Genomic DNA, 15,136 nt, shown 5'->3' on the forward strand with positions numbered 1-15,136 from the left:
GTGCTGTCGATAGCCGCGCTTGTGCTAGGAATTGCTGATCGTTTCATGCAGACAATTACTGTAATGTTTGTGCGGAAAAGTAGCAGGAAAACGGATCATGAAAGCGAAGTTGGGAGTGGCTGTTGTGGTGTTGGCAGTAGCTGGCGGCGGTTTTTTGCTGTGGCAGCATTGGCAACAACAGGGTGAGCGCGGATTCTTTCACACCAATGGTCGCTTGGAGGCCACACAGAGCCGCGTCGCCACGCGCATTCCGGGGCTGCTGGCAACGGTGAAGGTGAAAGAGGGCGACCGTGTTGCAGCAGGGCAAGTGTTGGCGGAGCTGGACAGCCAGCCGCTGCAAGCAGAAATCGTGCGCGCGGATGCCGCCATTGCGCAGGCCAATGACCAGGTGCGTTTGGCTGAGGCGCAGTTGGTGCAAGCGGAAACGGAGTGCAACTACGCTCGCTCGCAGCTATCTCGCGTGCAATCCCTTAGCAAACAAAGCTTTGTATCGAAAGATCAACTCGACAGCGCCCGCACCCGCGCCACCAGTTGCGGCTCAGTGGTGAATGCCGCGAGTGCTGCCGTTGCCGCCGCGCAATCGGCAGGCAAAGTGGCGCAAGCGGGGCGCAATCGCCTGAGCGTGGACTTGGCCGACAGCAGCATCCGCGCGCCGTTTTCCGGCTACATCCTCTACCGCTTGGCGGAGCCGGGTGAAATGATCGCCGCCGGTTCACCCTTGTTTACGCTGGTGAGCGACAGCGATGTTTACCTCACCGTTTTCCTGCCAGCGGATGTGGCGGGCAAAGTGGCGCTGGGCGATGAAGCGCGCTTGCAGATGGATGCCAAAGCCGAGGAGTGGGTGCCGGCCAAAGTCACCTTTGTGGCAGCGGAGGCGGAGTTCACCCCCAAATCGGTAGAAACGGCCACTGAGCGCAGCAATTTGGTGTTTCGTGCGCGCATCGGTATTGATGCGGCGGTGTTGACAGAGCAGAGCTGGCTCAAAAGCGGCATGCCCGGCTTGGGCTGGCTGCGCACCGATGCCAGTGCCGCGTGGTCTGAGCAGCCACCGCGCTAGGGGCTGGCGATGAACCCTGTGGCCATTGCCACGCTCACCCATGTGCACCATCGCTACGGCAAGGTGGTGGCGCTGGACGGTATTGATCTCGCCATTCCCGCTGGTTGCTTGGCGGGCATCATCGGCCCTGACGGTGTGGGCAAATCCACTTTGCTGAGTTTGATCGCCGGTGCGCGCCGCGTGCAAAAAGATAGCCGCGTAGAAGTGCTGGGCGAAGACATGCACAGTGCTGCCGCGCGGGCGCGCATGTGTCGCCGCGTGGCTTACATGCCGCAAGGGCTGGGAAAGAATTTGTATCCCACGCTGTCGGTGATGGAAAACATCAGTTTTTTTGCTGATTTATTTGGTGAAAAAGGCGCAGAGCGCGAGCAGCGCATCGCGCATTTATTGCAAGCCACTGGCATGGCGCGTTTTGTTGATCGCCCCGCGGCAAAATTATCGGGCGGCATGAAACAAAAACTCAGTTTGTGTTGTTCTTTAATTCACGAACCGGATTTGTTGATTCTGGATGAGCCGACCACGGGTGTAGATCCACTATCGCGCCGCCAATTTTGGCAGTTGTTAAAAGATTTGCGCGCGCAGCGGCCGAGCATGTCGATCATCGTCGCCACGGCGTACATGGAAGAAGCCTCCAGTTTTGATTGGTTGGCCATGATGGATGCCGGCAGTGTGTTGGCACAGGGTTCGCCTGCGGCACTGTTGCAAAAAACAGGCGCGAGCAATTTGGATGCGGCGTTTATTCAACTGCTGCCGCCAGAAAAACGCGCAGGGCATGTGGAGCCGGTTCTGCCGCCACTGACAGACGCACATCAAAACAACATCGTCATCAGTGCGCGCAATTTGAGTTGTCGTTTTGGTGATTTCACCGCCGTTGATAGCGTCAATTTTGAAATACAGCAGGGAGAAATTTTTGGTTTTCTCGGTTCTAACGGCTGCGGCAAATCCACCACCATGAAAATGCTCACGGGGCTGCTGCCAGCTACCGAAGGTGAGGCGTTTTTGTTTGGCAAGCCGGTGGATGTGGATGACATCAGCACGCGGCATCGCCTCGGTTATATGTCGCAAAGTTTTTCGCTGTACGAAGAATTGAATGTCATCCAAAACTTGGAGTTGCACGGGCGTATTTTTGCCATGAGCAGCGAGCAGATACGCGAGCGCTGTGCAACGCTGTTGCACGATATGCAGCTCACGCCGTATGCGCAGCAAGCTGCGGGCAGTTTGCCCTTGGGTGTGCGCCAGCGTTTGTCTTTGGCGGTGGCGGTTATCCACAACCCGGTGATGTTGATTTTGGATGAACCCACGTCGGGCGTAGACCCCGTGGCGCGCGACGGTTTTTGGGAATTGTTAATTGATTTGTCGCGCAAACAAGGCGTAACTATTTTTATCACCACGCATTACATGAATGAAGCCGAACGCTGTGATCGCATCTCCTTGATGGATGCAGGCAAGGTATTGGCATCCGGCAGCCCGGAAGCCATTCGCCAGCAATTTGGCGTGCCGACTTTGGAAGATGCGTTTATTCAGGTATTGGAGCAGGCGCGACCGGCCGATGAGAAACCGGCAGTGGCGATTGCAGCAGCAGTGGATAAAACCGCCATCGACAATGCACCGGCAGATCAAGACAGATTTTTTAGTTTTCAACGACTCAAAGCCTATGCACGACGCGAAACGCTAGAGCTACTGCGTGAGCCTATCCGTTTATTGTTTGCGTTTGTCGCGCCCTTATTTTTGATGATGGTGCTGGGCATGGGCGTGAACTTTGATGTGGATCGTTTGGATTTTGCGGTGTTGGATCAAGACAACACACCGGCCAGCCGCGAATACATTGATCGCTACCGCGCCAGTGATTATTTTTTCTTTTACGGGGCTTTACATAGCTATGCAGAGTTGCAACAGAAATTGTCATCGGGGCAGTTGTTGTTTGCTTTGGAAATTCCCTCCGGTTTTGGTAAAGATTTAGAGGCGGGCAGAGAGCCGGCGGTGGCGGTGCAGCTTAATGGCGGCTATCCGTTTCGTGCGGAAAGGGCGCGCAACTATATACAAGGGATTCATCAGCAGTATTTGCAGCAATTAGTGCGCGAGCAGCGCGTACACATGCCAGAAGAACCGTACCGTTTGGAAACGCGCTTTCAATACAACCAAGAAATGTTGAGTGCTTACGCCATCGTGCCGTCGATTATCGCGGTGTTGGTGACCATGATTCCCACCATGTTGATGGCAGTGGCAGTGGTGCGAGAAAAAGAACTCGGCTCCATCATCAATTTTTACGCCACACCCACGCGCCGTTTAGAGTTTTTGTGGGGTAAACAAGTGCCGTATGTGATGATCGCGATGATCAACTATCTGTGTTTGGTGTTAATTACGCGCTTTGCGTTTCAAGTGCCGCTGCTCGGCAGTTTGCCCGTATTGCTGTTTGCTGGCGTTTGTTACAGTTGGGTGGCGACTTCGTTTGGTTTGTTGATTTCTTCTTTTACGCGCACACAAATTGCCGCGCTGTTTGCAGCCTTGATTATCTCCATGATTCCTTCGGTGAATTTTTCGGGCATGTTGAAGCCAGTGGCTTCGCTAGAAGGCGGCGCGTATTGGTTTGGCACCGTTTTTCCCACCACTTATTTGCTCAATATCACCGTGGGCACATTTACCAAAGGTTTGTACTTTGCGGATTTGTGGAAAAACTTTGCCGTGATGGCGGTACATTTTTCTGTGTTCACTCTCGGCAGTGTGCTGCTGCTGCGCAAGCAGGAGGCGTAGCCTGCTATGTGGCACAAAACGATGTGGCGCAGCTTGGTTAATATTTATCACCTCGGCATTAAAGAGCTGTGGAGTTTACGCAGCGATGTGGTGATGTGTGTGTTGATCGTATTGTCGTTCACCGTGTTCATCATCGTGCCCACCAAAAATGCAGTGATGGATATGCGCAATGCCTCGGTGGCGGTGGTGGATGAAGACAACACGCCGCTGTCGCGCGCGCTGTTTTACGCTTTGCAAAGGCCGTATTTCAAGCCGCCGGTATTGATAGCGGGCGATCAAGCTATTCAACGCATGGACGACAGCACTTACACTTTTGTGGTGTGGATACCGCGTCGTTTTGAAGCCGACATCAACGCGCGCCGCCAACCGGCGATACAAGTGTTGGTGGATGCCACAGCCATGACGCAAGCGGGCAACGGTGCGGCGTATATCTCACAAATTTTTGGTGAAACGCTGAAGCAATATTTTCCGCAGGCGCAATTTCCACAGCCGGTAAGCATGGATATGCGTGTGGCATTCAACCCCAATTTGCACGGCGGCTGGTTTTTTGGCATTACCAACATGATAAGCATCGTGTCGATGTTGGCGATTGTTTTAACGGGCGCGGCGCTGATTCGTGAACGCGAACGCGGCACCGTCGAGCATTTGTTGGTAATGCCGCTGCGCCCCGTAGAAATTGCGCTGGGTAAAGTGTGGGCAAACAGCACCGTGATTTTGGTGGCAATGTTTCTCTGTATTCAGTTTGTGATCAAAATTATTCTCGGCATTCCCTTGCAGGGTTCATTGGCTTTATTTTTATTCGGCGCGGCGCTGTATTTGTTTTCTATTTCGGCGATAGGGATTTTTTTAGGCACCGTTGCGCGTTCCATGCCGCAACTGGGCTTGTTGTTTTTGCCTATTGTTATGTCGATTGCTGTGCTATCTGGTGGTTTAACACCGCTGGATGCTATGCCAAAACCTATCCATTATTTTATGTTGTTGATTCCCTCATCACACTTTACAAATTTCTCCATGGCAGTTTTGTTTCGCGGTGCAGATTTTTGGATGGTCTGGAAGCAAATTGCCTCCATGAGCGCCATCGGCGTGTGCTTTCTCACCGGCGCGCTGCTGCGTTTTCGCGGGGTGATTGGTAAGCAGTGACAAAAGGCTTGAAAACGCTGTGTGTGGGGAGTATAAAGACTCATTGATAATAAAAAGAATTAAGGCTCTAGCGAGCACGTGAGGCAGTAATGAACGCTGGGTTAGGGAAGAAAAGTCTGAGCCTCGTTTTGAGCCTTTTGTTGTTGGGCTTGAGCAACGGCGTTTTCGCTGCAACATCTGTGGTTAAAACAACTTATATCGGAGCTTGTACAGGCGGAGGCGGACCACAAGATCTAAAACGGCTAACTTGCAGCGTCAGTGGCAACTCCTTGAGTTGTACCTATAGGCGTTTTGGTTTTAATAATCTGAAAGGCTTTGAGTCTGCTTGTGGAAATGGCACAGGGCAGACAATCATCAATTCGGCAACAGCAGCCAATACGTTATTAGATGTCCAGTTTCTGGACTCTGCAGTTCTTTTCCCTACGGACAGGGTTTGTGTAACTGATGCATTAAATACGCCATTGTGCTGGAATGTTAATTTGGCTGGATCCAACCCGTCCATGACAATGAACATGACAGTCAATGATGATATTGATTCGGACGGTTGGCAAAATGCAACAGATAATTGTCTGGCAGTGCCGAATCCCAATCAGTTTAATACGGATTCCGATTCGCAAGGCAATGACTGTGATACCGATGATGACAATGACGGTGTGGCTGATGCCTCCGATGCATTTCAATTAAACGCTGCGGGATCAACGGATACCGACCAAGACGGTAAACCAGATAGCTGGAATGTAGCGTGCGATGTAAATTGTCAAAGTAATTCTGGTCTGACACTGGATGATGATGATGACAACGATGCCGTGCTGGATGTGGATGACAATTGTCCATTAAAGGCCAATAGCAATCAGGCGGATTTGGACAGCGATGGCGCGGGCAATGCTTGTGATGCCGATGATGACAATGACGGCCAGTTGGATACAGCAGACGCCGACGACGATAATGATGGAGTGCTGGATACCAGTGATACCTATCCATTAGACCCGCTCTACAGTGCCGATACCGACCGTGACACGTTACCGGACAACTGGGAAACCGCTAACGGGCGTGATCCTGCCAAGGCAGATTATGCCGTCCCTGTTTCCAGCGGCAGCCATACCTGTGCTATTGATGAGGAGGGTGTGAAGTGCTGGGGAGGTAGCAATGCTAATGGTCAACTGAATGTTCCTGCAACGTTGTCACATCCCTATTCAGTAACAACAGGCAATAACTGGAGTTGTGCCTGTGACGATAACGGTTCGCAGTGTTGGGGTGATGGCTATCCTGCAACGCCGTCGTGTAGTGCTTCAGTAAGTGCAAGCCACAGGTTGTCGTCTCAGGTGCAAGGGTCGTGCTTCGGTGGTGTTGGTAACGTACCACGTGGCTACGACGCTACTACACAGTGCAGTATCACGGCTAAAGGTGATGTGTTATGCGATACCTCGGGTAGCTATGAAATTGCTCCCAGAGTGGCGCCTTTTATTGCGTATACCTGCTACTGGACTACCGGTTCGATTACTGGTGAAGACAAGGTGTTGTCACCGGGCAATAACGCACGTCAATTGGGTCAGTCCTCTGCCGAACCTTGTGTGTTAAATGATAGAGGTGTTGAGTGTTTCTCGGTAGATTCTGTGGTTGGTAATGCCTCGATTGTTGCATGGCAGACTTCGTCTTTTGTGCTGTCAAACCTTAGGATTGACAGTGACGGTGATGGCGTTCCGCGCCCAATAGACGCAAATGATTTAGATGCCGCTGTTCCAGATGGTGCGGATACAGACGCAGATGGTATTGATGACAACAGCGACAATTGCGTTTCTGTTTTCAATACCGATCAAGTAAATACCGACGGCGACAGCGAAGGAAACGCCTGCGATAGCGATGATGACAACGACGGCGTTGCTGATGCGAGTGATGCGTTCCCGTTAGATGCAACAGAATCGGTTGATGCGGATGGTGATGGTATTGGCAACAACGCAGACAGCACGCCCAATGGTGATACCGATAGCGATGGTGTTGATAACTTGGCTGATAACTGCGCGTCTATTTCTAACGCGGATCAACTCAATACCGACGGCGACAGCGAAGGAAACGCCTGCGATAGCGATGATGACAACGACGGCGTTGCAGATACTTCTGATGCATTTCCACTCGACGCGTCTGAATCTGTTGACACCGATGGCGACGGCATTGGCAACAATGCTGATAACTGCGTGGCTGTAACTAATGCAGCACAAACTGATACGGATGCTGATGGTTTTGGTGATGCGTGTGACAACACGCCGAATGGTGATACCGATAATGATGGCCTGGATAACGCAGCGGATAACTGTCCACTCGTTGCCAATGCCAACCAACTCGATTACGACGCAGATGGCGCAGGCGATGCCTGCGATGATCCAGTGCCATTACCCGATGATATTGTCGGCACAATAAAAAACACCAAAGCCGGTTCAGCGGTGGCATTCGCCGGTGATTTTAATGGTGATGGTTACGGCGATTATGTGATCGGCTCACCGGGCTACAGCGTGCGAGCAGCGCCGCCCGTAAAGGCGATTATTGGTGCAGGCAAAGCCGAAGTGATTTCTGGCAAAGACGGCAGCGTGATCGCGTCGATTATCGGCAATGCTGCGAAAGACGCGATGGGCTTTGCCGTGGCGGGCAATGCGGATATTGATAAAGACGGTTTTGCCGATGTAGTCGTGGGCGCGCCCAATGCCACGGCACTGCGCGTTGGCAGCGTCACGGTGTTGTACGGCGGCACCGGCAATCGCAGGCACACCTTCTGGGGCGCGACGAAAAACACCGGCTTTGGTTCGGCGGTAGCCTTGGGTGATGTGAATGGTGATGAGTACGCCGATGTGTTGATCGGCGCACCGAAAGATAAAAGCCCGACATCACCACAAAAAGCGGCGGGCAGCGTGACGGTGTTTGATGGCAACACGCTGCAAAGCCGCAAGCGTTTTTACGGACGATCAACAAACGCACATGCAGGCACAGCCGTAGCAGCGGGCGATGTGGATAACGACGGCGTGGCTGACATCATTGTCGGCGCACCAGATGAAAACGGCGTGGGCAGTGTGCGTGCGTACAACAGTGGCGGCACGGAATTGCTGCAAAAACTCGGCAGCAACAAAAAAACACAATTTGGCAAAGCCGTGGCGAGCGCGGACATCAATCACGATGGATATGCAGATATTGTTATCGGCGCACCGCTGGACGATGACGCAGACAGCAACACCAAAGATGTCGGCAGCATCAGCGTGATCAGCGGCAGTGATGGTGAATTGTTATCTGCAAAAGCTTTTGGTGCGGTGAAAAAAGCTTGGCTGGGCAGCAGCGTAGCCTTGGGTGATGTAAACGGCGATGGCACGCTGGACATCATCGCCAGCGCGCCGCAAGACGACAATGTACCCACCGCAACCCACGGCACTGGCAGCGTCACCGTATGGAATGGCGCAACTTACACACCGATCAAAACCGTGTACGGCGATGCTTTCGGTGATTTATTTGGTGCCGCCGTGAGCGCGGGTGACATCAACAGTGATGGTAAGGCCGATCTCATCATCGGCATCCCGAATAAAGATGTGGAACTGGAATCTTCCGTGCAAAAAGATGCGGGTGGGGTGAAGGTGATTGACGCGTTGCAGTTGTGAAAAAATGCAGCATGGTTGCAACCAGTTGGTCAAGCCGCACTCACACGCTGAATGTGGCTGAGGTCCACCGATTGTTTTGCTTGCCAGAGGTCGTAACTATCTTGCATAGAAAGCCACATTTGCGGATCGCCACCGAATGCTTTGGTGATACGCAAAGCCATTTCTGCTGAAATACCTTGCCTGCCATTCAGAATGGCAGAGAGTGTTTTGCGTGAAACGCCCAAGGCTTGAGCGGCTTGAGTTATGTTCAAGCCGGTTTCCGGCAGAATGACTTCTGCTAATAAGTTGCCTGGGTGTGGTGGGTTGTGCATGCGAGACATAAGGCACCTCAATGATAGTCTTCGTAATCCAATAACCATGCGTCGCCATCAATAAATACAAATGTGATGCGCCAGTTGCCATTTACGCGAATAGACCAGCGGTTTTGCTGGTCGCCTTTCAGTGTGTGTAAGCGAAAGCCGGGTAGGTCTAACGCTTGAATGGAAGCGCTTGCGTCAATCGCAGCCAATATCAATCGCAGCTTTTTACTGTGGGATCGCTGCACACCTGTTTCGTCACCTACATCAAACAAGCGCTTTAATCCTTTGTGCCGAATACTGCGGATCATTCCTTAATCCTCGTAACATGAATGTATCGTAACCCTTTTGGTTACATTCTACAATGTTTGGGTCTGAGTTCGTATCCATAAAAAATCCCGCACGCGGCGGGATTTTTTTGTTGCTCCGTGGGCTGCCAAAGCAGCGCGGATTATTCGGCAGTCAGCGCGTTTACGCCGTCTAGCGCGTCGACATATTCGGTCAACAAACGCATAACCACTTGGCCGCTTTTCTCGACATGGTTGATCTGCCCAACCACCTGACCAACGGGGTTGAACGCCACTTTCTGGCAGTCGCCCACGGCCGCGTATTTGTGCGTGCGGCGAATGGCATCGCCAGTGACCAAACCTTGTAGCGGCATGCCCAGTGGTTTGGGGTTGCCTTCCGCTTCCCAAGCCATGGTCCACTCGTTCTTCAGCATACGGCAAGGTTTGCCGGTCCAGCTGCGTGAGCGCACGGTGTCTTCGGAAGTGGCTTTGAGCAGAGTTTCTTTTTGTGCCGGTTCAGCGTCCGCTTCTTCCACGGTCAGCCACAAAGAGCCGGACCACACGCCTTGCGCACCCATCGCCATCGCGGCCAATACCTGACGGCCATTGCCGATACCGCCAGCAGCCAGCACGGGGGTGTCACCCACGGCGTCGATGATTTGTGGCCACAGCACGATAGAACCCACATCGCCCGTGTGACCGCCACCTTCGCCGCCTTGCGCGATGATGAAGTCGAGGCCGGCTTTCTTGTGTTGCACGGCTTGCTTCACTTTGCCGCACAGCGCGCCGATCAGACGACCGCTGTCTTGCACTTTTTTGATGATCTCAGCCGGCGGGGTGCCGAGCGCGTTGGCAATGAGTTTGCACTTCGGGCGTTCCAGTGCGACTTCAACCAACTGGGTGGCGATGGCTTCGTTCCAGCCCAGCAAGCCCATTTTGTCGTCTTTGTCGGGCCAAGCGGGTACGCCGTGGTCGGCCAGCAGTTTTTCTGCGAAGTCGCGGTGCTCTTGCGGCACCATGCCTTGCAGCATGTCTTCCAGCTTGGCGGGGTCCATTTCGCCCATGCCTTCGTATTTTTGCGGGATTACGATGTCCACACCGTAAACATGATCGCCGATGTGCTGGTCGATCCAATCCAGCTCCTGCTTGAGCTGCTCAGGCGAGAAGCCGACAGCGCCCAGTACGCCCAAGCCGCCGGCTTTGGACACCGCAACCACAACGTCGCGGCAGTGCGTAAACGCGAAGATAGGCACTTGGATGCCCAGTTTTTTGGCAATAACGGTTTGCATGGTGATGCTCCTAGGGTTGGTTAAAAGAAAAAGTGAAAAATTGGGAGGCGGAATTATGCGGCAGAGTGCGGTGAGGGGCTAGTCTGAAAACTACGGAGCCAGCCTAAAAACGCGCCAAGCATTGCCTTGTTTTTCGTAGACGAAACGGTCGTGCAGACGGCTGGGTCGCCCCTGCCAAAACTCGATGCGCGCCGGTATCACACGCCAGCCGCCCCAATGCTCAGGGCAGGGGATGCGGCCATCGCCAAAACGGTTTTCCATGTCAGCAAAAGCTGCTTCCAGTTGCTCGCGGTTTTGCAACACGCTGCTCTGTTCAGAAGCCCAAGCGGCGAGCTGGCTGCCGCGCGGTCGGCTAGAGAAATAGGCTTCATCTTCTGCGCGCGTGGTGCGCTGCGCCGTGCCTTGAATAATCACTTGTCTGCTCTGCACCAGCCAAGGAAACAGCAGCGAGACTTTGGCGTTCGTCTGCAAATCTTGTGCTTTGTGGCTGCGCAGATTGGTGAAAAAAGTAAAACCCGCCGCGCCGTGATCTTTCAGCAATACCGTGCGCTGCGCGGGCTGGCCTTGTGCATTCACCGTGGCGAGCGTCATGGCGGTGGGGTCGGGCAAGTTGGGTTCAAGCACTGCCTCATCCAGCCAGCGCGAAAATTGCGCAAAAGGATCAGCAGCGAGATCGCGTCTGTGCAATTCACCGTATTGGTATTCGCGGCGGATGTCGGAGGTTTTCATGTTTATCTTCCTTCAGGCCTATCACGCCACAGCGTTTTGAATTGCCCTTCGCCGGTAGCGCCGTCGTCGCGGCCATTGGTGTAGTAGTAAAAAGCCAAGGAATTGCGCGTGCGATCGGGCGGGCAGGTGAGTGGTTCAGGGTGACCGTGGAAAGAGGTATCGGTGGTGTTGAAAATCACGCAGCGATTCAAAATCGGCGACACAGTTTTTTCGCAGCGCGTCATCTCTGCATTCCACAATTCCAGATTGCCGCCCCATGCGTCTTGCCAATCTTCATTCAAGTACAACAGCACATTTAAGCGGCGATCTAATTTGCGGCGTTCATCGCGATTGAAGTCTGCGTGTATATCGAGTTTGCCGCCGGGAAGAATTTGATGGAACGCACCGCCAAAAAAATGCGGGTCGGGAATGATGCCTTTAATACCGGTCAACTTTTCTAAGAAATCGATAAAAACATGATCGTTAAACAGCAGCACCATATGGCGCGCAAAACCGGAAACGCCGGCGAAATAACTTTCTTGTAGGCGTGCTTGTTTTAACACTTGGTGTGAGTTGTCGCGGCGTTGAAATCCCACAAAGTCACGCGCGGGAAATTCACGCGCTAAACGCAGAGCGATAGCATCGGGTAATAAATTGTCGATCACAGCATGCGGGAAGGGGGAAGCCGTGCGATAACTTTCAGCCAATGCTTCAGCGCGCGTATGTAAGCTGGTTGGATCAAAGTAGAAAAAAGGGTCGTCACTCATAAGCTGTTCTGTAATTAGTCTATTTAAAATACATTTTTTGAACTGATGGATTATTAATTTCTGTCAATATTTTGTGAAAAAGCCTGTGCTCCAATGATCTCGCGGTTCGGTGAATCGCATATTCCGTTTGATCAGAGGTGTTAGATGAGCGCATTGAAAAAAGCAGTGGTAGGTGTGGTTTTGGCAAGTTGTACAGTGGGGGTACAGGCGCATAAGGCAGGTGACATTATTGTGCGTGTTGGGGCCACCAATGTAACACTGGACGACAGCATCTCAACACCAGAGCTCAACGGTAATGCCTTGTACGGTGCCAATGTCAGTGTAGACAGCGATACGCGTTTGGGCGTGACCGGTACTTATATGATCACGGATAACTTTGGTGTGGGCCTGCTCGCTGCAGCTCCATTTCAACATCGCTTAAACGGTAATAGCACGGTAGGTGCGGCATTCGGCACGACCGATCTCGGCAAAACGCGTTTACTGCCACCGACTTTGACCGCGCAGTACTATTTCAATAATTCCACGGCTTTTACGCCGTATTTGGGCGCCGGCGTGAATTACTCGTGGTTTTACGGTGAGGATGCCAGCCGTGAATTGAACACCACTTTGGGCGGTGATGTAGATCTCGATATCGACAACTCTTGGGGCTACGCCTTGGAAGCGGGCTTGGATGTGGATATCGGCAATAACTGGTTGGTTAACGCTGGTGTGTGGTATTTCCCTGTTGATACCGAAGCGACTTACACCGTGAAAAACGGCCCGTTAGCGAGCTCGAAAGTGAAAGCGAATGTTGAAGCCGATGTGTGGGTTTACATGGCGAGCATTGGCTACCGTTTTTAATGCTGCAATCTTTGATGGTCTAATGGTGCTATTCAGCATTGAGTAGCACCTGTGACGCAAAACAACGACGAGCAATACATGCAGCGCGCCCTCGCGCTGGCACAACAGGCCGCAGCCAAAGGGGAAGTCCCTGTTGGTGCGGTGCTGGTGTGTGAAGGGGAAGTGATTGGCGAAGGTTTTAATTGCCCAATTACTACAAACGATCCTACCGCGCACGCAGAAGTGATGGCGCTGCGCGATGCCGCGAAACGCATTAGCAATTACCGCTTACCGAATACCACGCTGTATGTCACGGTTGAGCCCTGTGCGATGTGTGCGGGTGCGCTGGTGCATGCGCGCGTGGCGCGTGTGGTGTACGGCACACCGGAGCCGAAAGCGGGGGTGGCAGACAGTCATTTGTCGCTGTTTTCAGCGCCGCATTTTAATCATCGCGTGTGTTGTGAAGGTGGGGTGTTACAGGAAGATTGTGCGAACCTGATGCAGGATTTTTTTCGCAGCCGGCGTTAAGAGTTTTTCATTTCTTCCAGCACGGTAGCGCGTTTCTTTTCCAAGCGTGCGATATCTTCGCGCAGAAAAATGGCTTCATCGCCTTCAGCAGATAGCAGTTGCGCTCTGGCGGCTTGCAGTTTTTCCTCAATCACCAGCAGTCCCGCAGCAAAACGCTCGCTATCCGGTTTGCGTTGACGCAGCGCCTGCATTTTTTCCAGTGCTGCTTGTGCCGTGGTGTTGATTGATGCGGAGGGCTTATCGAGTGCAGCCAATTTTTTTAGCACTTCATTGACTTTGAAGCGCATATCTTCGCGCCGCGCAGTGAGAGCAGCGACTTGCTCAGGAGATTTTTTCTCCGCCTCCACCACTTTGGCTTCAGCGCGCGCTAGACGCTCTTGTGCGGCGGCCAGCGTTTTCTCCAGTTTTTCACGCAGAACTTCTGGCGATTGCTGTGCAGCCTGTTCATAAGCCTTTTGTTTTTCTTGCGCTAATTGCAGTGCAGCGGCGACGGCATCGGCTTTTTCGCTGGAGATTTTTCTGCGCACAATTTTGGCATAGGCTATTTTTTGTAGGCGCGTATTGCGGCGCTGAAAACGCGCGCGCGATAAATCAGATTTTTTCTGTGTGTCGTCAGCAGAAAGATTTTGATAGGGCGCAGGTATCATTTCTATGCAGTTGACGGGGCAGGGCGCGACACACAATTCACAGCCGGTACAAATATCGCTGGCGATGGTGTGCATCAATTTTGCGGCACCGAAAATCGCATCCACAGGGCAGGCTTGAATACATTTGGTGCAGCCGATGCACTCCGGTTCACGAATATAAGCCACCATCAATTGCGGCAGTTCTTCGCCGTGTGTGGTGTCGAGAGGAATGACAGGTCGATCCAATAATTGCGCCAATTTTTGAATGCCGGCCGCGCCACCTGGTGGACATTTGTTGATGGCATCACCCGCGGCAATCGCTTCTGCATACGGCCGACAACCTTGATAGCCGCATTTGGTGCATTGCGTTTGCGGCAACACGGCATCAATGCGATCAGTCAGCGTTAAGTTAATGGCGGGAATGAGCGCATCACTCATCACGGCAATTCCATGAGTGAACCGAGTCGTCCTATCGCATTATGCACGGCGGTTTCCACGCGCAGAATGCGACTGCCCAACCACAGCGGCTGACAATTTTTTGCTAACAATTGCGTGCGTTCTTCGTCGGTAAAACCACCTTCGGGGCCAATCAATAGAGCAATCGGTTTTTGCGCAGGCAGCGCGGGTGTGGCGCGAGGAGAAAACGGGTCTGCCAGTACAGCAGTGTGTGTTTGCAGGAGCGAGGGCAGCAGCGTGTCGCTCACTTCACGAAAATGGCGGTGCAAGTGGATGGCGGGTAAATGTGTGTCGCGCGCCTGTGCCAAGCCTTCCAATAATTTCTCATGCACGCTGTCGGGTTTCAGTGCGGGTGTTTGCCAATAGCTGTTTTCGACTTTGCTGCTGCCAAACAAGTGAATATGTTTGATGCCGAGGCTGGTGACATCGCGCAGCAGCCGCCCCAGCATACGCGGGCGCGGCAGAGCCAATAGCAAAGTGATGGCAAGTGGTGCAGGTGGTGTTTGATCTAGCTGAATTAGGTGCAGTTGGATTTGCGTGCTGCTGCCTGTGCCGCTGATTGCAGCAATTTGTGCGCTGCCCATGTTGCCATTCAGTGCGCCCACGCGCAGCGTATCGCCCACAGCGCTTTTCAAAATGTTGACGATATGCAACGCACGCGCGCCTTGCAGTGTGCAATGCGTGGTAGAGGTGAAATCGCTGTCGGTGAGCAGAATGATATTCACGGCCGTGGTGTGCGTTCATCCAATCGTGACTGCATTATACGGTGGCTGATGT

At 52.9% G+C, this 15,136-nt stretch carries 13 protein-coding genes; 6 read left to right on the plus strand and 7 right to left on the minus strand.

The window, feature by feature from the left end; translation table 11 throughout:
- The first annotated feature begins 97 nt into the window (after positions 1–97).
- From IPK30_10485 to IPK30_10500, 4 genes are all read left to right on the plus strand, one after another.
- On the plus strand, positions 98–1,057 hold the full coding sequence (locus IPK30_10485) for an HlyD family efflux transporter periplasmic adaptor subunit (GenBank protein MBK8103673.1): 960 nt from the start codon (positions 98–100) through the stop codon (positions 1,055–1,057).
- Between the two features lie 9 nt (positions 1,058–1,066).
- Positions 1,067–3,808 (plus strand): ribosome-associated ATPase/putative transporter RbbA, encoded by a 2,742-nt coding sequence (gene rbbA, locus IPK30_10490; protein MBK8103674.1) that lies wholly within the window; start codon positions 1,067–1,069, stop codon positions 3,806–3,808.
- 21 nt (positions 3,809–3,829) lie between these two features.
- Positions 3,830–4,948 carry an ABC transporter permease gene (locus IPK30_10495; GenBank protein ID MBK8103675.1) on the plus strand — a complete coding sequence of 373 codons (1,119 nt, stop codon included), beginning with the start codon at positions 3,830–3,832 and terminating at the stop codon, positions 4,946–4,948.
- A gap of 512 nt (positions 4,949–5,460) precedes the next feature.
- Positions 5,461–8,583, plus strand: a complete 3,123-nt coding sequence (locus IPK30_10500; protein MBK8103676.1) for a thrombospondin type 3 repeat-containing protein — start codon at positions 5,461–5,463, stop codon at positions 8,581–8,583.
- Between the two features lie 29 nt (positions 8,584–8,612).
- Here the strand turns inward: IPK30_10500 and IPK30_10505 are convergent, their stop codons facing one another.
- The 5 genes from IPK30_10505 to IPK30_10525 all read right to left on the minus strand — a co-directional run bounded on the left by IPK30_10505 (position 8,613) and on the right by IPK30_10525 (position 11,930).
- Positions 8,613–8,903 carry a HigA family addiction module antidote protein gene (locus IPK30_10505; protein ID MBK8103677.1) on the minus strand — a complete coding sequence of 97 codons (291 nt, stop codon included), beginning with the start codon at positions 8,901–8,903 and terminating at the stop codon, positions 8,613–8,615.
- An 8-nt stretch (positions 8,904–8,911) separates the two neighbouring features.
- Positions 8,912–9,190, minus strand: coding sequence for a type II toxin-antitoxin system RelE/ParE family toxin (locus IPK30_10510; protein MBK8103678.1), 279 nt, complete (start codon positions 9,188–9,190; stop codon positions 8,912–8,914).
- Between the two features lie 140 nt (positions 9,191–9,330).
- Positions 9,331–10,455 carry a nitronate monooxygenase gene (locus IPK30_10515; GenBank protein ID MBK8103679.1) on the minus strand — a complete coding sequence of 375 codons (1,125 nt, stop codon included), beginning with the start codon at positions 10,453–10,455 and terminating at the stop codon, positions 9,331–9,333.
- 90 nt (positions 10,456–10,545) lie between these two features.
- Positions 10,546–11,184, minus strand: coding sequence for a pyridoxamine 5'-phosphate oxidase (gene pdxH, locus IPK30_10520; GenBank protein ID MBK8103680.1), 639 nt, complete (start codon positions 11,182–11,184; stop codon positions 10,546–10,548).
- Between the two features lie 2 nt (positions 11,185–11,186).
- Positions 11,187–11,930: a 2OG-Fe(II) oxygenase gene (locus IPK30_10525; protein ID MBK8103681.1), complete on the minus strand. Its 744-nt coding sequence runs from the start codon at positions 11,928–11,930 to the stop codon at positions 11,187–11,189.
- Between the two features lie 144 nt (positions 11,931–12,074).
- Here IPK30_10525 and IPK30_10530 point away from each other — a divergent pair, with 144 nt between their 5' ends.
- Positions 12,075–12,770, plus strand: coding sequence for an outer membrane beta-barrel protein (locus tag IPK30_10530; protein ID MBK8103682.1), 696 nt, complete (start codon positions 12,075–12,077; stop codon positions 12,768–12,770).
- A 78-nt stretch (positions 12,771–12,848) separates the two neighbouring features.
- Positions 12,849–13,277 (plus strand): tRNA adenosine(34) deaminase TadA, encoded by a 429-nt coding sequence (gene tadA, locus IPK30_10535; GenBank protein ID MBK8103683.1) that lies wholly within the window; start codon positions 12,849–12,851, stop codon positions 13,275–13,277.
- Here tadA and rsxB read toward each other — a convergent pair.
- Together rsxB and IPK30_10545 are read right to left on the minus strand one after the other, a co-directional pair.
- Positions 13,274–14,341 (minus strand): electron transport complex subunit RsxB, encoded by a 1,068-nt coding sequence (gene rsxB, locus IPK30_10540; protein MBK8103684.1) that lies wholly within the window; start codon positions 14,339–14,341, stop codon positions 13,274–13,276. The genes tadA and rsxB overlap by 4 nt on opposite strands.
- Entirely contained in the window at positions 14,341–15,084 is a 744-nt protein-coding gene (locus IPK30_10545) for a 16S rRNA (uracil(1498)-N(3))-methyltransferase (protein MBK8103685.1), read from the minus strand. Before IPK30_10545 ends, rsxB begins: the two co-directional genes overlap by 1 nt.
- Positions 15,085–15,136 lie beyond the last annotated feature (52 nt).

The organism is Cellvibrionales bacterium (assembly GCA_016713115.1).
Lineage (GTDB): Bacteria > Pseudomonadota > Gammaproteobacteria > Pseudomonadales > UBA7239 > UBA7239.